This is a genomic window from Streptomyces sp. NBC_01465 (assembly GCF_036227325.1).
In the GTDB taxonomy this organism is placed as follows: Bacteria; Actinomycetota; Actinomycetes; order Streptomycetales; family Streptomycetaceae; genus Streptomyces.
In genome coordinates this window covers 6,122,908-6,144,683 of sequence record NZ_CP109467.1, presented here as the reverse complement: position 1 = coordinate 6,144,683, position 21,776 = coordinate 6,122,908, and the positions used below count along the sequence as shown (strand labels likewise).

Below are 21,776 nucleotides of genomic sequence, written 5' to 3'. Positions count from 1 at the left end.
CGATGCCGAACTCGGATCGGACCGCAGCCTGGTCCCTGGTCGTACCCCTGAAGCCCTTGCCGCTGGCGAAAAGCAGGCTCGCGGCGGCGGCGGGTGATGCCCTGCGGCCCGGGCTCGCGCTGGCCTTCGCGCAGGACACCGTGGCTGCCGCGCTGGCGTGTTCGGCCGTACGCGATGTGGCGGTCGTCACGGACGATCCGCTGGCCGCCGGGGAACTGGCCGCGCTGGGTGCCCGAATAGTGCCGGATGCCCTTTCGGCGGGCCTCAACGCCGCTCTGGCGCACGGAGCACGCTCCGTGAGGGCCATGAACCCCTCGGCCGCCGTCGCGGCCCTCAACGCCGATCTGCCGGCTCTGCGGCCCGAGGAATTGCAACGCGTGCTCGATATCGCGGCCACCTTTCCGCGCGCTTTTCTGGCCGATGCGGCGGGAATCGGTACGACATTGCTGTCCTCGGCCCCCGGTACGGAATTGAACCCGGCTTTCGGCGGCCCGTCCCGGCTGCGGCATTCGGCGACGGGGGCGGCGGAAATCCTGCTGGACGGGGTGGATTCGGTCCGCCGGGACGTGGACACCGGGGACGACCTGCGGGCGGCCGCGACCCTGGGCCTCGGCCCGTACACGGCTCTGCGCTACGCCCCGCTCGCCGGTCAGTAAGCTGCGGTCCATGCAGGCGACCGCGTACACGTACGACTCAGAGACCCGCAGCGGCAGTGTGCTGCTCGACGACGGCACCCCGGTGGAGTTCGGCGCCCCGGCCTTCGACGCGGGCGGCCTGCGGCTGCTGAGGCCCGGTCAGCGGGTGCGGATCGAGACCGAGGGAGAGGGCGCGGGCCGCCGCATCACCCTCGTGACCCTGCAGACCTTCTGAAGCGCCCCTGAACCGATGTACCCCTGAACGCGCCGCGGGCCGGGCTCCCCGAAGGGGGAGCCCGGCCCGGTGCGTGACCGGCCTGCGCCGCTTTACTTCTTGCGCGCGGTGGCCTTCTTGGCCGTGGTCTTGCGCGCCGTGGCCTTCTTGGCCGGGGCCTTCTTCGCCACAGCCTTCTTGGCGGGGGCGGTCTTCTTGGCGGTGGCCTTCTTCGCAGTGGCCTTCTTCGCCGGAGCAGCCTTCTTGGCCGTCGTCTTCTTGGCCGCAGCGGCCTTCTTGACGGCGGTCGCCTTCTTGGCCGGGGTGGCCTTCTTGGCTACGGCTGCCTTCTTGGCGGGAGCCGCCTTCTTCGCGACCGTCTTCTTGGCGGTGGTCTTCTTGGCCGCCGCGGCCTTCTTGACGGTCGTACGGGTGGAAGAACCGCCCGAGAGGCTGCCCTTGGGGGCCTTCTTGACGGCCACGTCGTTCTTCGGGAGCTTCTTCGAGCCGCTGACCAGGTCCTTGAAGCCCTGACCCGCGCGGAAGCGAGGCACCGAGGTCTTCTTGACCCGGACGCGCTCACCCGTCTGCGGGTTGCGGGCGTAGCGGGCCGGGCGGTCGACCTTCTCGAACGAGCCGAAGCCCGTCACGGAGACACGGTCGCCGTTGACCACTGCACGGACGATCGCGTCGAGCACCGCGTCGACAGCGTCTGCGGCCTGCTGACGGCCACCGACCTTGTCGGCAATCGCTTCTACGAGCTGCGCCTTGTTCACGTCTTCCCCTTCGGAGACATTGCCAGAACGAAAGTGTTCAGGCTTTTTCGCACGTTAGGCAGATATATACCGCAAATCAAACACGAAACGGTCTAATCACCCTTGTGCCGCAACGTTCTGAGCTGTCACGGAGTTCCATCAAGGGAGTTGCCATCGGGGAATCGACCCTCGTCGAGGTCCTTCATCAACCGATCCAGGCGCGTTGCTGCATCGGTGAGATCGTGCTTCGCCGCGGCCGTGACGACCAACAGCTTCCGGGACAGCGCCATCCGTACGCCCTCCGGGACTTGCAGTTCACGCACCCTGATGTGCGCTTCCTTCAATTGGTCGGCGACTTGTGCGTAGAGCTTGAGTTGGTTGTCGCCTTCCATGCACCGATTGTGCCATCTGGGGCGAGTTGTCGCGCAACGGGGACTCAACAAGCGACTGCGCCCCCCACCTGGCGGCGGGGGGCGCAGTCCTGGAAAAGCGCTGCTCAGACCTCAATTGTACGGGGCTTGTGGGCGGGTCGTGCCGCCTCATAAGCCGCGATGTCCGCTTCGTTCTGAAGGGTGAGGCTGATGTCGTCCAGGCCGTTCAGCAGCCGCCAGCGGGCGTTCTCGTCGAGCTCGAAGTCGGCGGTGACGCCTTCCGCGAGGACCTGGCGCTGCTCCAAGTCGACCGTGATCTCGGCCGTCGGGTCGGCCTCGACGAGGTCCCAGAGCGCGTCCACGACCTTCTGGTCGAGAACTACCGTCAGGAGACCGTTCTTCAGCGAGTTGCCGCGGAAGATGTCCGCGAACCGCGAGGAGATGACGGTCTGGAAGCCGTAGTTCTGCAGGGCCCAGACGGCGTGCTCGCGGGAGGATCCGGTGCCGAAGTCGGGACCGGCCACCAGGACCGAGGCGCCCTTGCGCTCGGGCTTGTTCAGTACGAACTCGGGGTCCTTGCGCCAGGCCTCGAAGAGCCCGTCCTCGAAGCCGTCGCGGGTGACCTTCTTCAGCCAGTGGGCCGGGATGATCTGGTCCGTGTCGACGTTGGAGCGGCGCAGCGGGACCGCCCGGCCGGTGTGCTTGGTGAAAGCTTCCATGGTTCTCAGGCCTCCACGAGGGTCGGAGCGTCGGACAGATCGGCCGGCGAGGCCAGATGGCCCAGCACCGCGGTGGCGGCGGCGACCTGCGGGGAGACCAGGTGGGTGCGGCCGCCCTTGCCCTGCCTGCCCTCGAAGTTGCGGTTGGAGGTGGACGCGGAGCGCTCACCGGGCGCGAGTTGGTCGGGGTTCATGCCCAGACACATCGAGCAGCCCGCGTGCCGCCATTCGGCGCCCGAGGCGGTGAAGACCTTGTCCAGGCCCTCCGCGACGGCTTCCAGGGCCACACGGACGGAGCCGGGGACGACCAGCATCCGTACGCCGTCGGCGACTTTGCGGCCCTTGAGGAGCTCTGCGGCGTTGCGCAGGTCCTCGATGCGGCCGTTGGTGCACGAACCTACGAAGACGGTGTCGACCTTGATGTCGCGCAGCGGCTGTCCGGCGGTCAACCCCATGTACTCCAGGGCCTTTTCGGCGGCCAGGCGCTCCGAAGCGTCTTCGTACGAAGCCGGATCGGGGACATTCGCCGAAAGGGGCGCGCCCTGGCCGGGGTTGGTGCCCCAGGTGACGAACGGGGCGAGTTCCTCGGCCTTGATGAAGACCTCGGCGTCGAAGACCGCGTCCTCATCCGTCTTCAGGGTCTTCCAGTACGCGACGGCCTCGTCCCACTCCGCACCCTTGGGCGCGTGGTCGCGGCCTTCCAGGTAGTCGAAGGTGGTCTGGTCGGGGGCGATCATGCCTGCCCGCGCGCCCGCCTCGATCGACATGTTGCAGATGGTCATGCGCGATTCCATCGAGAGCTTCTCGATGGCGGAGCCGCGGTACTCCAGGATGTAGCCCTGGCCGCCGCCGGTGCCGATCTTCGTGATGACGGCGAGGATCAGGTCCTTGGCGGTGACGTCGGCGGGCAGTTCGCCGTCGACGGTGATGGCCATCGTCTTGGGACGGGCCAGCGGCAGCGTCTGGGTGGCCAGCACGTGCTCGACCTGCGAGGTGCCGATGCCGAACGCCAGCGCGCCGAAGGCGCCGTGGGTGGAGGTGTGCGAGTCGCCGCAGACCACCGTGGTGCCGGGCTGGGTCAGGCCCAGCTGCGGTCCCACGACGTGGACAACGCCCTGCTCGACGTCGCCCAGCGAGTGCAGCCGTACGCCGAACTCCGCGGCGTTCTTGCGCAGCGTCTCCAGCTGGACCCGGGAGACCGGGTCGGCGATCGGCTTGTCGATGTCGAGGGTCGGGGTGTTGTGGTCCTCGGTGGCGATGGTGAGGTCGAGCCGCCGGACCTGGCGGCCGTTCTGCCGCAGACCGTCGAAGGCCTGCGGGCTCGTCACCTCGTGCAGCAGGTGCAGATCGATGAAGAGAAGGTCGGGCTCGCCCTCCGCGCGCCTGACGACATGGTCGTCCCAGACCTTCTCCGCGAGTGTCCTACCCATCGCTTTCCCTCCGGCCGGCGTCTTCGCCGGCCCAACTAGAGATCGGTGCGCCTCACCCGTTCCCCCGAACCGGGCGGTGGCGTCAGGCCGTTGTGCGGCCGCCCTCACAGGGTGACAAGTTCCCCAGGAAATTGAACTTGCGTTTCACAGAGTGAGACGCGAATATCGTTGCATGGACAACTCTAGCGGCGTCGGCGTTCTCGACAAGGCTGCTCTGGTCTTGAGCGCCCTGGAGTCCGGTCCGGCCACCCTCGCAGGGTTGGTCGCGGCCACCGGACTCGCACGACCCACGGCACACCGGCTCGCCGTGGCACTGGAACACCACCGCATGGTGGCGCGGGACATGCAGGGCCGGTTCATCCTCGGCCCCCGGCTCTCCGAGCTCGCAGCCGCGGCCGGCGAGGACCGGCTGCTGGCCACGGCGGGACCCGTACTGACACATCTGCGCGATGTCACCGGCGAGAGCGCGCAGCTCTACCGCCGCCAGGGCGACATGCGCATCTGTGTGGCCGCCGCCGAGCGGCTCTCGGGTCTGCGGGACACGGTCCCGGTGGGCTCCACGCTCACGATGAAGGCCGGCTCGTCCGCGCAGATCCTGATGGCCTGGGAAGAGCCCGAGCGGCTGCACAGGGGCCTGCAGGGGGCCCGTTTCACGGCGACGGCACTCTCGGGCGTACGTCGCCGGGGCTGGGCCCAGTCGATCGGCGAGCGCGAGCCGGGCGTGGCCTCGGTCTCGGCGCCGGTGCGCGGCCCCTCCAACCGCGTGGTCGCGGCCGTCTCGGTCTCCGGACCGATCGAGCGCCTGACCCGCCACCCCGGCCGGATGCACGCCCAGGCGGTCATCGACGCCGCGGGCCGCCTCTCGGAGGCGCTGCGCCGCACCGGCTGAACTCCTCCGCATCTACGTCCAGTTACGGCCCACCCGCTTCAACGCCGCAGCGGGTGGGCCGTAGTTGTGTCCGGCCGACCGGACACCAGAACACGGACACGACGAAGAAGCCCTCCCCCAACTACCTCTGGGGAAGGGCTTCTTCAGTGCGTACCCCCGACCGGATTCGAACCGGCGCTACTGCCGTGAGAGGGCAGCGTGCTAGGCCGCTACACAACGGGGGCTTGCTGATACTGCGTACTGCGCTGGGCTACCAGGACTCGAACCTAGAACAACGGAACCAGAAACCGCCGTGTTGCCAATTACACCATAGCCCAAAATGGTCTAGACCAGACCAGTACCCCCGACCGGATTCGAACCGGCGCTACTGCCGTGAGAGGGCAGCGTGCTAGGCCGCTACACAACGGGGGCCCTAGCGATCCTGCGTCTCGAGTCCATCGGGTGCGACCCAGATGATCTCGCGGGAAGGATCTGTACCCCCGACCGGATTCGAACCGGCGCTACTGCCGTGAGAGGGCAGCGTGCTAGGCCGCTACACAACGGGGGCTTGTCTTGCTCTGTACTGCTTGTTTTGCGCTGGGCTACCAGGACTCGAACCTAGAATAACGGAACCAGAAACCGTCGTGTTGCCAATTACACCATAGCCCACCAAAACTCAACCCCCAGGTGGGGGTTTGTTTGGCTTGCACTGTCCGCTCCGGCCTTTCGGCCCGCTCGGGCGGCGCAGGAAGAACATTACCCGAAGGTGGACGGCGCTCCAAAACGGGTATTGCCCCGCAGCAGGTCAGGAAGCTGGTCGAGTCCGGTGATCCGGATCAGCTCGGGGCGTCCGCCCACGTCCAGGCGGTCGAGCCAGACGGCCGCGAGGCCCGCGGCGGCGGCTCCGGTGGCGTCGATGTCGGGGTGGTCGCCGACGTAGAGAACCTCGTGCGGCTCCAGCGCGAGGGCGTCGCAGGCGGCGTGGAAGGCGCCCGGTTCGGGCTTGGAGACGCCGAGTTCTGCCGCGCACAGCAGGACCTCGAAGCGGTCCCGTACGCCCAGGACGCGCAGCTTCCGCTCCTGGTGGTGCGTGGCGGAGTTCGAGAGGACGGCGTGGCGGTAGTCGGCCGCGAGGAGGTCCAGCGTGGGGACGGTGTCGGGGAAGAGGGACCAGGCGGCCTCGTAGTGGACGACGTGACGGTCGAACCAGGCGTCCGCCTCGGCGTCGGTCAGCTCCGTCCCCATGAAGTCACGCACCCGGTCACGGCGCTGCCCCTGGAAGTCGCCGTCGCCTGCGGCGAAGCGGGCCCAGTGCAGCTCGGTGAGCTCGCGCCAACGGTCGAGGGCCTGGTCGACGGATTCGGTTCCGTCGACCAGGCCCTCGGCCTGAAGGTGCACACGCATTCCGGCGCGGTCCGCGCTGGTGTAGTCGAAGATCGTGTCGTCTACGTCCCAGAGGACCGCTTGGATCGCCATGGGTCCAGGCTATGCGGCCAGCTTGCCCAGTGCGGTGTCGATGCGGGACAAGGTCTTGTCCTTGCCCAGGATCTCCAGGGACTCGAAGAGCGGGAGGCCCACCGTGCGGCCCGTGACGGCCACGCGGACCGGGGCCTGGGCCTTGCCGAGCTTCAGGCCGTGCTCCTCGCCGGCCTTCAGGACGGCCTCCTTGAGGGACTCCGGGCTCGTCCAGTCCGCGGCCTCCAGGTTGGCGCGGGCCGTCGTCAGGAGCGCGACCGGGTCGCCCTTCATCGCCTTGGTCCAGGACGCCTCGTCCTCGACCGGCTGGTCCAGGAAGAGGAAGTCCACGTTCTGCGTGATGTCCGAGAGGACCTGCAGACGCGTCTGGGCGTGCGGGGCGATTGCCTCCCACGCGGCCTGGTCGAAGGCCTCGGGAGCCCAGTTCGCGAACGGCGCCTGCAGCCAGGGGGTGCAGGCCTCGGTGAAGGCCTTCACGTCCAGCATGCGGATGTGGTCGGCGTTGATCGCCTCGGCCTTCTTCAGGTCGAAGCGGGCCGGGTTGGCGTTGACGTCCGCGATGTCGAACTTCTCGACCAGCTCCGACATCGTGAAGATGTCCTGGTCCTTGGAGAAGGACCAGCCCAGCAGGGAGAGGTAGTTGAGCAGGCCCTCGGGGAGGAAGCCGCGCTCGCGGTAGAGGTTGAGCGAGGCCTCGGGGTCGCGCTTCGAGAGCTTCTTGTTGCCCTCGCCCATGACGTACGGCAGGTGACCGAAGGCGGGGATCTGCTGGGCGATGCCGAGCTCGATCAGGGCCTTGTAGAGGGCCACCTGGCGCGGGGTCGAGGAGAGCAGGTCCTCGCCGCGCAGGACGTGGGTGATCTCCATCAGGGCGTCGTCGACCGGGTTGACCAGCGTGTAGAGCGGGGCGCCGTTGGCGCGGACGATGCCGTAGTCCGGGACGTTCTCCGGGGTGAAGGTCAGCTCGCCGCGGACCAGGTCCGTGAAGGTGATCGTCTCGTCGGGCATCCGGAAGCGGACGATCGAGGTGCGGCCCTCGGCCTTGTACGCCTCGATCTGCTCGGCCGAGAGGTCGCGGCAGTGGCCGTCGTAGCCCGAGGGCTTTCCGGCCTTGCGGGCGGCGTCGCGGCGCTCGTCCAGCTCGGGGGTGGTGCAGTAGCAGTGGTAGGCGTGACCGGCTGCCAGGAGCTTCTCGGCGACATCCTTGTAGATGTCCATGCGCTGCGACTGGCGGTAGGGGGCGTGCGGGCCGCCCACCTCGTCCGGGCCCTCGTCCCAGTTCAGGCCGAGCCAGCGCAGCGAGTCGAGCAGCTGGTCGTACGACTCCTCGGAGTCGCGGGCCGCGTCGGTGTCCTCGATGCGGAAGACCAGCTTGCCCTCGTTGTGCCGGGCGAACGCCCAGTTGAACAGGGCGGTGCGGACCAGGCCCACGTGCGGGTTGCCGGTCGGGGAGGGACAGAAACGTACGCGGACGTTGCTCGCGTTAGCCACGCTTGATCACCTTGTTGGTGAGAGTGCCGATGCCTTCGATGGTGACGGCGACCTCGTCGCCGACGTTCAGGGGTCCGACTCCGGCCGGGGTCCCTGTGAGGATGACGTCGCCCGGGAGCAGCGTCATGGCCTCGGAGATGTTGACGATCAGGTCCTCGATGGAGTGGATCATCTCGCTGGTGCGGCCCAGCTGGCGCTGTTCGCCGTTGACCGTCGCCTGGATCGCCAGGTCGGACGGGTCCAGGTCGGTCTCCACCCAGGGGCCGAGCGGGCAGGAGGTGTCGAAGCCCTTGGCCCTGGCCCACTGCTTCTCGCGCTTCTGGACGTCGCGCGCGGTGACGTCGTTGGCGCAGGTGTAGCCGAAGATGACGTCCTTGACGCGCTCGCGCGGGACCTCGCGGCACATACGGCCGATGACCACGGCCAGTTCGGCCTCGTGGTGCAGCTCGTTCGAGAAGGAGGGGTACGCGATGTCGTCGCCGGAGCCGATCACCGAGGTGGTGGGCTTCAGGAAGGCGAAGGGGACGTCCGGGACCTCGTTGCCGAGCTCTGCCGCGTGCTGCGCGTAGTTGCGGCCGAAGGCCACGACCTTGTTGGGGAGCACGGGGGGCAGGAGGCGGACCTTGCTCAGGGGCACCTTCGTACCGGAGAGCTCGAAGTCCGCGTACGGGATGCCCTTGATGATGTCGAGAACGAGACCGTCGGGGGCCTCACCCTCGACCGCGCCGAAGGCGACATTGCCGTCGATGGAGAACCTGGCGATGCGCACGAGTGCTGTCGCCCCTCACTTCACTGTTGCTGGCCGGCTGGAGTCTGACGGCTCCAGGCTAACGCGCGGTGGGGAGGGGCGGCCGCTTGATTACCCAGCGTCAGACAGCCGCGGTGACCGGGGCTTCCATCAGGATGGTGCGGCGGGGGTTGGCCGTCTGGGTCGGCAGCTCGACGGCGTGCTCCTGCTGCTCGGGGCGGTGCAGACCGTCCGCGTCCGCGAGGTGCATCAGGGTCGTGCGCCGCGGGTTGGCGGTGGAGCGGAGGATCATCGTCGTCTTCATCTGCTGTTCAGGCCTTGTCGGTACGGGGGCCCCTTCGGGGCACCGGTTGTCGGATTCGCCATCCCTGTAAAGCGTCAGGCTAAACATCGCATTCCCCGTTAAAGCCCGGCTCGAGTAACGATCTCTATGTGAGTTTGCTCACTGGATGACCGGCATTTACGACATAACGGTCAGTCAACTCTTGCGCACGAAACGGACATTGCGTGCGTGAAGGAGTCATTCCGCTCCTGATCGTCGCGACTGGGACACCCCCTGCCCGTAAGCGACTCGTAAGCAAAAGTCCGATTCCTCCGAGAACACTTTCTACGACTTGTGACGCAACGCTCACAACGTGTCACGCAGGTCACAGCACGGTACGCGGGCCTTGTTGGAGATCCCTCACTGTGCTGGAATTCCACGCACCGCCCGCAGGATTCAGGCCTCAGGCGCGGTACAGGGGGATGACAGCAGGTCACTCACGACCACCATGGGGCGCGCCGCGCCCCACGACTCGACACCGTTCCGCCGTCTACGCGGGGGGACGCCTGGTCCAGAGGTTGCGACGCTAGTGCAGGGACGTTTCAAGAGGGATGGCAGCGCTGCGGCGGAGCAGGAGCCGCAGGGTGGAGCCGACCGCGGCTCCTCGCCCCAGCACGCCCAAGGCCCCCAGGGCGGTGAGGCCAAAGCTTCGGCCCCGGCCTCGGCCGTCGCTTCGGTGACGCCGAAGGGCCCGGTCAACACCGGCTCACGCGTAGCCCTGCGCAACTGGCGCATCAGCACCCGTCTCGTCGCACTGCTGACCCTTCCCGTGGTCGCCGCGACCACCCTGGGTGGCATGCGGATCAACGAGTCGCTGGACAACATGCAGCAGCTCGACCACATGCAGCTGCTGACCCAGATGACCGCGCAGGCGACCAGGCTGGCCTCCGCGCTCCAGGACGAGCGGGACAAGTCCGCGGGTCCGCTCAGCCACAGCGACGGCAGCGACAGTGACCTGACGATGGTCAAGCAGCCCCGCAAGGCGACCGACCTCGCGGTGGACGCGTTCCTCAACGGCACCGAGGACTTCGGGGACTCGAGCGGCGACGACACGATCGCCTCGATCCGCAACAGTGCGCTCGCCATCGCCAAGCAGGTCAACCGCCTCAAGTCGATCCGCCAGGACGCGTACCAGAACGGCTCGACGACCCTGCAGACGGTCAACGAGTACAGCCAGCTGATCAACTCGCTGCTGAGCCTCTCGCAGGACATGGCGCAGGCGACCGCCAACCCGGACATGATCAAGCGCACCCGCGCCCTGGCGGCCTTCTCGTCCGCCAAGGAGTACGCCTCGATCCAGCGCGCCGTGATCGCGGCCGCGCTGCCGAAGACCAAGGGCGGCACGCCCAAGCTCGAAGAGAGCGACCGGCTCTACGCGAACTCCGCGAATCTGAGCGAGGCGGACGCCCTCCAGGCCTTCAGCAAGGTCTACGCCTCCCTCGGCAACCCGGACGAGCTGACCTCGACGCTCGACACGGGCAACACCGAGATCACCGCCGCCAACACGTACGCGAAGCGCGTCCTGAGCAACAAGAACGGGCTCGCCGAGCAGGGTGACCGCTACAGCTCGTACCTCGACTGGTACGACGCGGACACCAACAAGATCCGCGCCATGGACACCATCGAGTCGACGCTGCTCGGCGAGATGGACCAGAAGGCCCGTGAGCTGCGTACCGCCTCCGAGCGCGAAGCGATCATCTCCGGTGCGCTGATCCTGCTCGTCCTCGGTGTCTCGCTCGCCGGCGCCTTCGTCGTCGCCCGCTCCATGATCCGCTCGCTGCGCCGCCTCCAGGACACCGCCACCACGGTCGCCCAGGAACGTCTGCCCGAGCTCGTCAAGCAGCTCTCCGAGTCCGACCCGCAGGACGTCGACACCTCCGTCGAGTCCGTCGGTGTCCACTCGCGCGACGAGATCGGCAAGGTGGCCGCGGCCTTCGACGACGTGCACCGCGAGGCCGTACGACTCGCCGCCGAGCAGGCCCTCCTGCGAGGCAACGTCAACGCGATGTTCACCAACCTCTCGCGCCGCTCGCAGGGCCTCATCCAGCGTCAGCTCTCGCTCATCTCCGAACTGGAGTCGCGCGAGGCCGACCCGGACCAGCTCTCCTCGCTCTTCAAGCTCGACCACCTCGCGACGCGTATGCGCCGTAACGGTGAGAACCTCCTCGTCCTCGCGGGTGAGGAGCCGGGCCGCCGGTGGACGCGGCCCGTGCCGCTCGTCGACGTGCTCCGTGCCGCCGCATCCGAGGTGGAGCAGTACGAGCGCATCGAACTGGCCGCCGTGCCCGCGACCGAGGTCGCAGGACGCGTCGTCAACGACCTCGTGCACCTGCTCGCAGAGCTGCTCGAGAACGCCACTTCGTTCTCCTCGCCGCAGACCAAGGTCCGCGTCACAGGTCACGCACTGCCCGACGGGCGTGTGCTGGTCGAGATCCACGACACCGGTATCGGTCTGTCGCCCGAGGACCTCGCGGCGATCAACGAGCGGCTCGCGTCGCCGCCCACCGTGGACGTCTCGGTCTCGCGCCGCATGGGTCTGTTCGTGGTCGGCCGCCTGTCCCTGCGACACGGCATCCGTATCCAGCTGCGGCCCTCCGACTCCGGTGGTACGACCGCGCTGGTCATGCTCCCCGTCGACGTGGCCCAGGGTGGCAAGAAGCCCGCTCCCGGCAAGCCCGGCGCGCCTTCCATACCCTCAGGACCCGCAGGTCAGCAGCAGCCTCCGGCCGGTGGCGGCGGGCGTCTCGGCGCCGGTGCGCCGCGCGGTCAGGTCACGGGTACGGGGCCGCGTGCCGCGCTCCCCTCGCGCGGTGACGGGCCGATGCAGCCGGGTGGTCCGCAGGACATGCCGGCCGCGGCGACCAACGCCTTCGGCGCTGGTGCGCCGATGCAGCGCCGCGGCGGTCAGGGCCAGCAGAACCCGCAGCAGCAGCAGCCGCAGCGGGCCCAGCAGCCGCAGCGCTCCGCGCAGTTGCCGCCTCCCGGCGGTCCGCGGGCCGAGCTGCCCGGCGGCAACCCGATGCCGCAGCAGCCCCAGGCACCCCAGCGTCCGCAGGCGCCACAGCGTCCGCAGACCACCAGCTGGGGCAGCGAGCAGCCGCCCGCACCGCGCCCGGTCCAGCCGCAGGCTCAGTCCCAGGACATGCCGCGCGGTCACGAGGAGGCCGACTCCGGCGCCTTCGCCAGGCCGCAGATGGGCAACCGCCCGCCGTTCGACGGACACCAGGGTCCCGGCTCCACCGCCGAGTTCCAGCGTCCGGACTTCAACGCGCCTCCGCCGCCGCCGGCCCCGCAGCAGGACAGCGGCTGGTCCACCGGGCAGTACGAGCGCTCCGACGTCCGCGGTCCGGTGCGTCCGCAGCCGCCCCAGCGTCAGCAGCCCCAGGCACCTCAGCCGCCGCAACTGCCCCTGCAGCCGCAGCAGCCCCAGGTCCCGCAGTACCAGGAACAGCAGTACCCGGACCCGGCGTCCACCGCCGCCTTCCAGCGCCCGGACTTCGACGCCCAGCGTCCGCCGGCCCCGCAGGACGTCAGGCACCAGGAGTTCCGGGCGCCCGGCGCCCCCGTCCAGCGCGGCCGCGACAACGCCGACTTCGGCGCGCCGCGTCCGCCCGCCCCCGGCGCGCTGCCGGGCCAGCCGCAGCACGAGGCGCTGCCGCCGGCCAGCCAGCCCGGTGACGGCCGTACGCCGCTGTACGACACGCTCGAGACGAACTGGTTCCGCTCTCCCCAGGGCGGCGGCCAGGCAGCACCGGAGCCGCAGGCTCCGTCCGTACCGCAGCAGCCCGCTCCGGTCGCTCCCCCGATGCCCCGGCGCGATGCGGCTCCGGCCGGCGCTCCGGTCAACCAGGGCAACGGGAACGCCACTTGGCGTCCCTCGCCCAATGACGAACTCGTACGGCAGGCCGAGCGGGCGAAGAAGCCCGCGGCCGGCGGTGTCACCGTCTCCGGTCTGCCCCGGCGTGTTCCGCGGGCCAATCTGGTCGCGGGCACCGCACAGCAGCAGGCCAACCAGACCGGTCCGCAGGTCTCGCGTGCGCCCGATGACGTACGCGGCCGGCTGACCAATCTCCGGCGCGGCATCCAACAGGGTCGCAACGCCGGAAACGGCCCCTCTCACCAGCAGGAGCGTTAGTTGAGTCCGATGAGCCAGGCGGCGCAGAATCTGAACTGGTTGATCACCAATTTCGTGGACAACACCCCTGGGGTGTCCCACACGGTGGTGGTCTCCGCCGACGGACTGCTCCTCGCCATGTCCGAAGGTTTCCCCCGCGACCGCGCCGACCAGCTGGCGGCCGTCGCCTCCGGTCTGACGTCGCTGACCGCGGGCGCCTCGCGCATCTTCGAGGGCGGCGCCGTGGCGCAGACCGTCGTCGAGATGGAGCGCGGCTTCCTCTTCCTGATGTCGGTCTCCGACGGATCGTCGCTGGCCGTGCTCTCCCACCCCGAGTGCGACATCGGTCTGGTCGGTTACGAGATGGCCCTGCTGGTCGACCGCGCGGGCAGCGTCCTCACCCCGGACCTGCGCGCCGAGCTCCAGGGCAGCCTCCTCCACTAGGAGCCGCGGCCGCCCTCAACTCACAGGTTTTGCCCGTACGTTCGCACCAACCCGTCCGGCCGCAACCCGACCCCCACCGGCCAAGTCAGACGGCAAGCCGACCCCCTGCTGTCCCGCCCGGAGGATCAATGACCCCGCCACCCGCCTCACACGATCCGTACGGCGCGTTGCACGACGCGTCGTACGACAGCGAGGGCGACCAGCCGCTGGTACGTCCGTACGCGATGACCGGAGGCAGGACCAGGCCGCGCTACCAGCTCGCCATCGAGGCGCTGGTCAGCACCACGGCCGACCCGGTGCACCTCGCGGGGCTGCTCCCCGAGCACCAGCGGATCTGCCACCTGTGCCGTGAGGTCAAGTCGGTGGCCGAGGTCTCGGCACTGCTGTCGATGCCGCTCGGTGTGGCGCGGATCCTCGTCGCCGACCTGGCGGAGGCCGGCATGGTGGCCATCCACCAGCCGGGCAACGGAGAGGCCGGCGGCACGCCGGATGTGACACTGCTCGAAAGGGTGCTCAGTGGACTTCGCAAGCTCTAGCGGCGGCGCGGCCCGGTCGACCACCTCCGCGAAGATCGTGGTGGCGGGCGGTTTCGGCGTGGGCAAGACCACGTTCGTCGGCGCCGTCTCGGAGATCAATCCGCTGCGTACGGAAGCCGTCATGACGTCCGCGTCGGCGGGCATCGACGACCTCACGCACACCGGGGACAAGACCACCACGACGGTGGCCATGGACTTCGGCCGCATCACGCTCGACCAGGACCTGATCCTGTACCTCTTCGGTACTCCCGGACAGGACCGCTTCTGGTTCATGTGGGACGACCTGGTGCGCGGCGCGATCGGCGCCATCGTGCTGGTGGACACCCGCCGTCTCGCGGACTGCTTCCCCGCGGTCGACTACTTCGAGAACAGCGGGCTGCCGTTCGTCATCGCCCTCAACGGCTTCGACGGGCACCAGCCCTACACGCCCGACGAGGTGCGCGAGGCGCTCCAGATCGGACCGGACGCCCCGATCATCACCACGGACGCGCGGCACCGTGCTGATGCAAAGAGCGGACTCATCACACTCGTCGAGCACGCACTGATGGCACGACTCAAGTAGCTTTTCGCATACGGCAGTTGTCGTAGACGACCAGGGGCGGGCTGTGTCCTTTGACACGATCCGCCCCTGTGTTCATAACGTTTCGAGAGAGAATTCACCTCTCCCGAACACCCGTTGCGTTCACTCGGTGCCGCTGCGCTCACAACTGACCCGCTTTTTGCCGGGGCTCGCTCTTTATGACCGTTTTATCTGAGGCGTACACCACTCGGAATGGCCGGTTCCGGCTGTTTGGAACGACACCCTCTGACGTGCTGCAATGCGACGAACTGAGCAGTAGTACGGTGCCGAGAGGTTGTTGGTCGAGTGAGGCGAAGCAAGAACGGCTCCGCTACGCAGCAGGTGTCGCGGGGGAACTTCACCCCGCCGCCGCGCGAAGCGGCGTCGCCTGCGGAGATACCCGCGCCCGCGGCAGGCGGCTCCACCAGCCGGCTGGCACCGCGCAACTGGCGGGTGCCCACCAAGCTGAACGCGATCCTGTTGATCCCTGTGCTGGTCGGCCTCGTCATGGGCGGCTTCCAGGTCAAGGGATCGGTCGACACGTGGAACGAGGCGCAGGACGCCGAGAAGACGGCGCTCATCGTGCGCGCCGCCTCGGAGTACGGCCAGGCGCTCCTCAACGAGCGTGACCTCACCGCGGCCCCCCTGCTCTCCTCCAAGCGCACCGACCCCGTCGTCACGAAGGCGTACGCCGCCACCGACGACGCGAAGTCGAAGTTCGACACCGCCGTGGTGTCCATGCCCAGGAAGCAGGGCCTGGAGCGCCGTCTGAGCCTCTTCCGCGCCGAGGAGCCCAAGCTCGCCGCGCTGCGCAAGGCCGCGTACGCCGAGGCCCTCGACCCGGTGAAGACCGAAGAGGGCTACGTCAAGGTCCAGCACTCGCTGATGGAGTTCTCCAACGAACTCGGCCTCGGCACCGGCAACATCACCGCCTACGGGCGCACCGTGTACGCGATCGAGCTGGCCAAGGCCGCCGAGTCGCTCCAGCGCTCCATCGGTCTGCACCTGCTGCTGCGCCCCAGCCAGGACCAGGACACCTTCCGGGCCCAGGCCGTGGCGTTCAACTCGTACAACTACCTGGAGCAGATCGCCCTCGGCGAGTACACCTCCGGCGGCACCCAGGCCGACACCGACAAGCTCATCAAGATCATGAAGGGCAAGGCGGCCGACGGGGCGAAGAAGCTCGCGGCCGCCAAGCAGCAGGCCGACGCGGCCGGTGTCCCCTTCGTCGCCCCGCCGTCCAAGGCCGGTTCGGTCTACGACGGCATCGCCGCCGAGATCGGCAAGGGCCAGACCCCGAAGGAACTCAAGGCCAAGGGCATCACGGCCGAGACCTGGATGGCCGCCGCCACCGCCAAGTTCGACGGCTACACCGAGATCGAGAACGGTCTCGTCACCAAGGCCGTGGACGAGGCCGCCTCGATCTCCGACTCCGCGAAGACCGACGCCATCACCAACGGCGCGATCGTCGTGATCGCGCTCCTCGCCGCCTTCGTGCTGGCCGGGATGATGGCGCGCCAGATGAGCCGCTCGATGCGCCAGCTGCGTACGGCCGCCTTCGGCATCGCCGAGCAGCGGCTGCCGTCGCTGGTCGACCAGCTCTCGCGTACGGACCCGGGCCGCGTGGACACCCGCGTGGAGCCCATCCCGATCAACACCCAGGACGAGATCGGCGAAGTCGCCCGCGCCTTCGACCAGGTGCACCGCGAGGCGGTACGGCTCGCGGCCGAGCAGGCCATGCTGCGGGGCAACGTCAACGCGATCTTCACCAACCTCTCGCGGCGCAACCAGTCGCTCATCGAGGGCCAGCTGACGCTGATCACCGACCTCGAGAACAACGAGGCCGACCCGGACCAGCTGGAGAGCCTCTTCAAGCTGGACCACCTGGCGACCCGTATGCGCCGCAACGGCGAGAACCTCCTGGTCCTCGCCGGCGAGGAGCCGGGACGCCGCTGGAACCAGCCGGTTCCGCTGGTCGACGTGCTCCGCGCCGCCTCCTCCGAGGTGGAGTCCTACGAGCGCATCGAGCTCTCCGGCGTACCCGAGACCGAGATCCACGGCCAGGCCGTGACCGACCTCGTGCACCTGCTCGCCGAGCTCCTGGAGAACGCCACCACGTTCTCCTCCCCGCAGACCAAGGTCCGCGTCACCGCGACCCGGCTGCCCGACGGCCGCGTCATGGTCGAGATCCACGACAAGGGCATCGGCCTCACCGCCGAGGACTTCGCGGACATCAACCACAAGCTGGCCAACCCGCCGACCGTGGACGCCGCGATCTCCCAGCGCATGGGCCTGTTCGTGGTCGGCCGCCTCGCCGACCGGCACGGTGTGCGCGTCCAGCTCCGCCCCTCGGGCGAGCAGGCGGGCACCACCTCGCTGGTCATGCTCCCCGACGCCATCACCCACGGTGGCGGTGGCGAGGCGCTTCCGGTCGACGACTTCACGGTCTCCTCGATCATCCCGGAGCAGCAGCAGCCGATGCAGATGGCTCCGCTGCGTACGGCCGCCGAACTCGGCTTCGACGACTCGCGGTACGGCGACGGTGCGAACGGCGAGCAGCCGCGCGAACTCGACCCGGTCAACCGGTCGTTGATGCGCGGGGAGCGGCGGGCCGCGCTGGAGGCGCAGGCGCAGGTCGGTGACCGGCCGCTGTTCCGCGACGAGGTGCAGGAGCCCGCGCAGTACGCGGAGCCCCAGTTCACCGAACCGCAGTACACGGAGGCGCAGTACACGGACCAGCAGGGCTACGCCCAGGACGCGTACGCGCAGACCGGGTACCAGGAACAGCCGTACGCGCAGGAGCAGACGCCCGCGTACGACGAGAACGGCTACGCCTATGCGGAGTCCGCCTACGAGGCTCCCGCGACGCAGCAGCCGGGCTACGACGCCTCGTACGATCCCCACGCCCACCAGGGCGAGTGGCCTGCTCAGGGCACGTTCGAAGGGTCGTACGAAACCGGTTTCCAGACGGAAGCGGAATCTGCGCCCAGCGCTCCCGCAAGCGCCCCGGAGCGCGTAGGCTTCGACCGTCCGGGACCGTCCCCGAGCACCTCCCACGAAGTGACCGAAGCCGGTCTCCCCCGCCGCGGCAGCCAGTCGCAGCAGCCCGCGGCTCCTTCGGCCCCAGAGGCCGGGAACAGCCCCGACTCCGGTGACGTGGCAGTGAACGACGATTGGCGTTCGTCCAACGACGAGCGCTGGCAGCGCGCGGAGAAGCTCCGTGAGCCGAAGGCCGGCGGGGTCACCCCCTCCGGACTCCCCCGGCGCGTACCCAAGGCCAACCTGGTCGAGGGCACGGCGGAACAGACCCCTCAGGGCGGCCCCCAGGTCTCCCGCGCACCCGAGGACATCCGGGGCAGGTTGAGCAACCTGCGCCGCGGTGTCGAGCAGGGGCGCAGTGCAGGCAGTGAGACGAACGGCCAGGGCTTCAGCAGCCCTGACAGCACCTACAACCAGGAGCGTTAGTGTGAGCCCGATGAGCCAGGCGGCGCAGAACCTGAACTGGTTGATCACCAACTTCGTGGACAACACCCCTGGGGTGTCCCACACGGTGGTGGTCTCCGCCGACGGACTCCTTCTGGCGATGTCCGAAGGTTTCCCGCGCGACCGCGCCGACCAGCTGGCGGCCGTCGCCTCCGGTCTGACGTCGCTGACCGCGGGTGCCTCCCGCATCTTCGAGGGCGGTCATGTCAACCAGACCGTCGTGGAGATGGAGCGCGGCTTCCTCTTCATCATGTCCGTGTCGGACGGGTCCTCGCTCGCGGTGCTCGCGCACCCCGAGGCCGACATCGGTCTGGTCGGTTACGAGATGGCCCTTCTGGTCGATCGCGCGGGCAGTGTCCTCACCCCGGACCTGCGTGCGGAACTTCAGGGAAGTCTTCTCAACTAACAGACACACAGTGCGTTTCTCGCCACCGCGCCATAGGGTGCGGTGGCGCGGCTCCACAGGGAACAGCGACCGGCAGTCGGAGGAGGAAACGTGGCAACGCCCCCAGGCGGTCACCCTTACAACGGTGGACAGCAGTCTCCGGGTGATCACGACCGTAACCGCTTCAACTTCCCCTCCACGCCCAGCAGCAGACAGGGTCAGCCCTCTTACGAGCAGCCCTATCAGCCGCAGTACCCGCAGCAGCCCTCGCCGTACTCCCAGCCGCCGCAGCCGCCGCGCATCCAGCCGGTGCAGCCGCGTCGAGCCCCGGAGGCCGCTCCGCCGGCCGCGCACAACCCTCTCGTACGCCCTTATGCCATGACCGGCGGCCGGACCCGGCCGCGCTACCAGCTCGCCATCGAGGCACTGGTGCACACCACGGCCGAACCCGCCCGGCTGCAAGGGCAGTTGCCCGAGCACCAGCGGATCTGCCGGCTCTGTGTCGAGATCAAGTCGGTCGCCGAGATCTCGGCTCTACTTTCCATTCCTCTGGGCGTCGCCCGCATTCTCGTCGCAGACTTGGCGGAGGCCGGCCTTGTCGCCATCCATCAGCCGGGCGGCGACGAGAACGCCGGCGGCACGCCAGACGTGACACTGCTCGAAAGGGTGCTCAGTGGACTTCGCAAGCTCTAGCGGCGGTGCAGCCCGCTCCACTACCTCCGCGAAGATCGTGGTGGCGGGGGGCTTCGGCGTGGGCAAGACCACGTTCGTCGGCGCCGTCTCGGAGATCAATCCGCTGCGTACGGAAGCCGTGATGACGTCCGCGTCGGCGGGCATCGACGACTTGACCCACACCGGGGACAAGACGACGACCACCGTCGCCATGGACTTCGGCCGCATCACGCTCGACCAGGACCTGATCCTGTACCTCTTCGGTACGCCCGGACAGGACCGCTTCTGGTTCATGTGGGACGACCTGGTGCGCGGTGCGATCGGGGCCGTGGTCCTGGTCGACACGCGGCGTCTGGCCGACTGCTTCCCCGCGGTGGACTATTTCGAGAACTCGGGGCTGCCGTTCGTCATTGCCCTGAACGGCTTTGACGGTCACCAGCCCTACACGCCCGACGAGGTGCGCGAGGCGCTTCAGATCGGGCCGGACACGCCTATCCTGACGACGGATGCGCGGCATCGTGCGGATGCCAAGAGCGCGCTCATCACGCTGGTTGAGCATGCGCTGATGGCGCGGCTGCGGTAAGCGCTGCAGGCACGCCTAAGGCCCCGGCTCCTTTCGGAGCGCGGGGCCTTTGCGTTGTTCGTAAGCTGCGGGCCGGTGGGTGGTTGTGCCCACCCGTTCCGCCCTGCGGAACGACTGCCCACAACCACCGGAGGTGGTCTGTGTCAGCCCTGCCAGCTGTGGGGGGCGCGGAAGCCCGGGGTGCGTTCCAGGCGGCGCCAGCCGGCCGTGGTGGTGGGCTTGTGGGGTGCGGCCTCCGGCTGGGACGCGGCGCGGGCCAGGAGGATCGCGGTGATGGCCGCGAGCTCCTCGGCGTCGGCGTTGCCCTTCTCCACGCGGAGCAGGGAGGAATCGGAAGTGGCGGGGGTACTCAAGGCAGGAGTCTCCTCTTACTGAGGCGGGTTGCCGTGCTTGCGGGACGGCAGGTCGGCGTGCTTCGTGCGGAGCATGGCGAGCGAGGCGATCAGGACTTCGCGGGTCTCGGCGGGGTCGATGACGTCGTCGACCAGGCCGCGCTCGGCCGCGTAGTACGGGTGCATCAGCTCGGCCTTGTACTCCTTGACCATGCGCGTGCGCATGGCCTCGGGGTCCTCGGCCTCCGCGATCTGCTTGCGGAAGATGACGTTGGCGGCACCTTCGGCGCCCATCACCGCGATCTCGTTCGTCGGCCAGGCGTAGGTGAGGTCGGCACCGATGGACTGCGAGTCCATGACGATGTACGCGCCTCCGTACGCCTTGCGAAGGATCAGCGAGATCCGGGGCACCGTCGCGTTGCAGTACGCGTAGAGCAGCTTCGCGCCGTGCCGGATGATCCCGCCGTGCTCCTGGTCGACGCCGGGCAGGAAGCCGGGGACGTCGAGCAGCGTCACGATGGGGATATTGAAAGCATCGCACATTTGGACGAAACGGGCAGCTTTTTCGCTGGCCTCGATGTCCAGGACGCCCGCGAGGGACTGCGGCTGGTTGGCGACGATGCCGACCACCTGTCCGTCGAGGCGGGCCAGGGCGCAGATGATGTTGCGCGCCCAGCGCTCGTGGATCTCCAGGAAGTCGCCGTCGTCGACGAGCTCCTCGATGACCTTGTGCATGTCGTACGGGCGGTTGCCGTCGGCCGGGACGAGGTCCAGGAGGACCTCGGAGCGGCGGTCGGCGGGGTCCTCGCTGGGGTGCGAGGGCGGGTTCTCGCGGTTGTTCGAGGGGAGCATCGAGATGAGGTAGCGGACCTCGGCGATGCAGGTCTCCTCGTCGTCGTACGCGAAGTGCGCGACGCCCGAGGTCTCGGCGTGCACGTCCGCGCCGCCGAGGCCGTTCTGGGTGATCTCCTCGCCGGTCACCGCGCGGACCACGTCGGGTCCGGTGATGAACATCTGCGAGGTCTCGCGGACCATGAAGACGAAGTCCGTGAGGGCGGGGCTGTAGGCCGCGCCGCCCGCGCACGGGCCGAGCATCACGCTGATCTGCGGGATGACACCGGAGGCGCGGGTGTTGCGCTGGAAGATGCCGCCGTAGCCGGCGAGGGCGGAGACGCCCTCCTGGATACGGGCGCCGGCGCCGTCGTTCAGGGAGACCAGCGGGGCACCGGCCGAGATGGCCATGTCCATGATCTTGTGGATCTTCGTGGCGTGGGCCTCGCCCAGCGCGCCGCCGAAGATCCGGAAGTCGTGTGCGTAGACGAAGACCGTGCGGCCCTCGACCGTGCCCCAGCCGGTGATGACACCGTCGGTGTACGGCTTCTTCGCCTCCAGGCCGAAGCCGGTCGCCCGGTGGCGGCGCAGCTGCTCGACCTCCTTGAACGAACCCGGGTCCAGGAGCAGCTCGATGCGCTCGCGCGCGGTCAGCTTGCCCTTGGCGTGCTGGGCCTCGGTGGCGCGCTCGCTCGGGCCGCGGCGGGCCTGCTCACGCAGGGCGAGGAGCTCGGCGACTCGGCCACGGGCGTCCGTGGGCTCACCCGGGGATTCGTTGACAACGGTCATGTATCGACCCTACGAAGCC

At 68.8% G+C, this 21,776-nt stretch carries 21 protein-coding genes and 5 tRNA genes; 11 read left to right on the top strand and 15 right to left on the bottom strand.

The features are described 5' to 3' along the window. The first annotated feature begins 2 nt into the window (after positions 1–2). On the top strand, positions 3–656 hold the full coding sequence (cofC, locus tag OG707_RS29040) for a 2-phospho-L-lactate guanylyltransferase (protein WP_329123430.1): 654 nt from the start codon (positions 3–5) through the stop codon (positions 654–656). 10 nt (positions 657–666) lie between these two features. Then, positions 667–870 carry a hypothetical protein gene (locus OG707_RS29035; protein WP_329123428.1) on the top strand — a complete coding sequence of 68 codons (204 nt, stop codon included), beginning with the start codon at positions 667–669 and terminating at the stop codon, positions 868–870. A gap of 92 nt (positions 871–962) precedes the next feature. On the opposite strand, the gene OG707_RS29030 is transcribed toward OG707_RS29035, so the two are convergent. The 4 genes from OG707_RS29030 to leuC all read right to left on the bottom strand — a co-directional run bounded on the left by OG707_RS29030 (position 963) and on the right by leuC (position 4,124). Further along, the gene (locus OG707_RS29030) at positions 963–1,625 is read right to left on the bottom strand and encodes an HU family DNA-binding protein (RefSeq protein ID WP_329123426.1); all 663 of its coding nucleotides are present in this window, start codon (positions 1,623–1,625) and stop codon (positions 963–965) included. A gap of 125 nt (positions 1,626–1,750) precedes the next feature. Then, entirely contained in the window at positions 1,751–1,996 is a 246-nt protein-coding gene (locus OG707_RS29025) for a hypothetical protein (protein ID WP_206968772.1), read from the bottom strand. A gap of 104 nt (positions 1,997–2,100) precedes the next feature. Further along, complete coding sequence (gene leuD / locus OG707_RS29020; RefSeq protein WP_329123422.1) at positions 2,101–2,694, bottom strand: 3-isopropylmalate dehydratase small subunit; 594 nt, start codon at positions 2,692–2,694, stop codon at positions 2,101–2,103. 5 nt (positions 2,695–2,699) lie between these two features. After that, complete coding sequence (gene leuC / locus OG707_RS29015) at positions 2,700–4,124, bottom strand: 3-isopropylmalate dehydratase large subunit (RefSeq protein ID WP_329123419.1); 1,425 nt, start codon at positions 4,122–4,124, stop codon at positions 2,700–2,702. Between the two features lie 172 nt (positions 4,125–4,296). Between leuC and ndgR the strand changes: the two genes are divergently transcribed. Further along, positions 4,297–5,013: an IclR family transcriptional regulator NdgR gene (gene ndgR, locus OG707_RS29010; RefSeq protein ID WP_135330737.1), complete on the top strand. Its 717-nt coding sequence runs from the start codon at positions 4,297–4,299 to the stop codon at positions 5,011–5,013. Between the two features lie 151 nt (positions 5,014–5,164). On the opposite strand, the gene OG707_RS29005 is transcribed toward ndgR, so the two are convergent. From OG707_RS29005 to OG707_RS28965, 9 genes are all read right to left on the bottom strand, one after another. Further along, positions 5,165–5,237, bottom strand: a tRNA-Glu gene (locus tag OG707_RS29005). A gap of 21 nt (positions 5,238–5,258) precedes the next feature. Beyond that, positions 5,259–5,330 (bottom strand) — tRNA-Gln (locus OG707_RS29000). A gap of 21 nt (positions 5,331–5,351) precedes the next feature. Further along, a tRNA-Glu gene (locus tag OG707_RS28995) sits at positions 5,352–5,424 on the bottom strand. A gap of 63 nt (positions 5,425–5,487) precedes the next feature. Beyond that, a tRNA-Glu gene (locus OG707_RS28990) sits at positions 5,488–5,560 on the bottom strand. Positions 5,561–5,589: 29 nt separating this feature from the next. Continuing rightward, a tRNA-Gln gene (locus OG707_RS28985) sits at positions 5,590–5,661 on the bottom strand. 87 nt (positions 5,662–5,748) lie between these two features. Further along, positions 5,749–6,468: an HAD family hydrolase gene (locus tag OG707_RS28980; RefSeq protein WP_329123414.1), complete on the bottom strand. Its 720-nt coding sequence runs from the start codon at positions 6,466–6,468 to the stop codon at positions 5,749–5,751. A 9-nt stretch (positions 6,469–6,477) separates the two neighbouring features. Continuing rightward, a complete protein-coding gene (gene gltX, locus OG707_RS28975; RefSeq protein WP_329123413.1) occupies positions 6,478–7,959 on the bottom strand; it encodes a glutamate--tRNA ligase in 1,482 nt (493 codons plus the stop codon). Further along, positions 7,952–8,728, bottom strand: a complete 777-nt coding sequence (locus tag OG707_RS28970) for a fumarylacetoacetate hydrolase family protein (protein ID WP_329123411.1) — start codon at positions 8,726–8,728, stop codon at positions 7,952–7,954. The genes gltX and OG707_RS28970 overlap by 8 nt, the downstream gene beginning before the upstream one ends. Before the next feature lie 100 nt (positions 8,729–8,828). Continuing rightward, positions 8,829–9,011: a hypothetical protein gene (locus tag OG707_RS28965; protein ID WP_329123409.1), complete on the bottom strand. Its 183-nt coding sequence runs from the start codon at positions 9,009–9,011 to the stop codon at positions 8,829–8,831. 547 nt (positions 9,012–9,558) lie between these two features. Between OG707_RS28965 and OG707_RS28960 the strand changes: the two genes are divergently transcribed. The 8 genes from OG707_RS28960 (at position 9,559) to OG707_RS28925 (ending at position 19,805) form a co-directional block, all read left to right on the top strand. Further along, positions 9,559–13,164, top strand: coding sequence for a sensor histidine kinase (locus tag OG707_RS28960; RefSeq protein ID WP_329123408.1), 3,606 nt, complete (start codon positions 9,559–9,561; stop codon positions 13,162–13,164). A 9-nt stretch (positions 13,165–13,173) separates the two neighbouring features. Further along, entirely contained in the window at positions 13,174–13,587 is a 414-nt protein-coding gene (locus OG707_RS28955; protein ID WP_329128026.1) for a roadblock/LC7 domain-containing protein, read from the top strand. 128 nt (positions 13,588–13,715) lie between these two features. Further along, complete coding sequence (locus tag OG707_RS28950) at positions 13,716–14,123, top strand: DUF742 domain-containing protein (protein ID WP_328536479.1); 408 nt, start codon at positions 13,716–13,718, stop codon at positions 14,121–14,123. Further along, positions 14,104–14,685, top strand: a complete 582-nt coding sequence (locus OG707_RS28945; protein WP_329123404.1) for a GTP-binding protein — start codon at positions 14,104–14,106, stop codon at positions 14,683–14,685. Before OG707_RS28950 ends, OG707_RS28945 begins: the two co-directional genes overlap by 20 nt. A 303-nt stretch (positions 14,686–14,988) precedes the next feature. Next, the gene (locus OG707_RS28940; protein WP_329123402.1) at positions 14,989–18,147 is read left to right on the top strand and encodes a sensor histidine kinase; all 3,159 of its coding nucleotides are present in this window, start codon (positions 14,989–14,991) and stop codon (positions 18,145–18,147) included. 10 nt (positions 18,148–18,157) lie between these two features. Continuing rightward, positions 18,158–18,571, top strand: coding sequence for a roadblock/LC7 domain-containing protein (locus OG707_RS28935; RefSeq protein WP_164260062.1), 414 nt, complete (start codon positions 18,158–18,160; stop codon positions 18,569–18,571). Positions 18,572–18,661: 90 nt separating this feature from the next. Continuing rightward, positions 18,662–19,243, top strand: coding sequence for a DUF742 domain-containing protein (locus OG707_RS28930; RefSeq protein ID WP_329123400.1), 582 nt, complete (start codon positions 18,662–18,664; stop codon positions 19,241–19,243). After that, positions 19,224–19,805 (top strand): GTP-binding protein, encoded by a 582-nt coding sequence (locus tag OG707_RS28925; protein WP_014048542.1) that lies wholly within the window; start codon positions 19,224–19,226, stop codon positions 19,803–19,805. The genes OG707_RS28930 and OG707_RS28925 overlap by 20 nt, the downstream gene beginning before the upstream one ends. A gap of 143 nt (positions 19,806–19,948) precedes the next feature. Here OG707_RS28925 and OG707_RS28920 read toward each other — a convergent pair whose 3' ends face one another. Together OG707_RS28920 and OG707_RS28915 are read right to left on the bottom strand one after the other, a co-directional pair. Continuing rightward, positions 19,949–20,158, bottom strand: a complete 210-nt coding sequence (locus tag OG707_RS28920) for an acyl-CoA carboxylase subunit epsilon (protein ID WP_329123398.1) — start codon at positions 20,156–20,158, stop codon at positions 19,949–19,951. A gap of 15 nt (positions 20,159–20,173) precedes the next feature. Then, entirely contained in the window at positions 20,174–21,757 is a 1,584-nt protein-coding gene (locus OG707_RS28915) for an acyl-CoA carboxylase subunit beta (protein ID WP_329123396.1), read from the bottom strand. Positions 21,758–21,776: the final 19 nt, after the last annotated feature.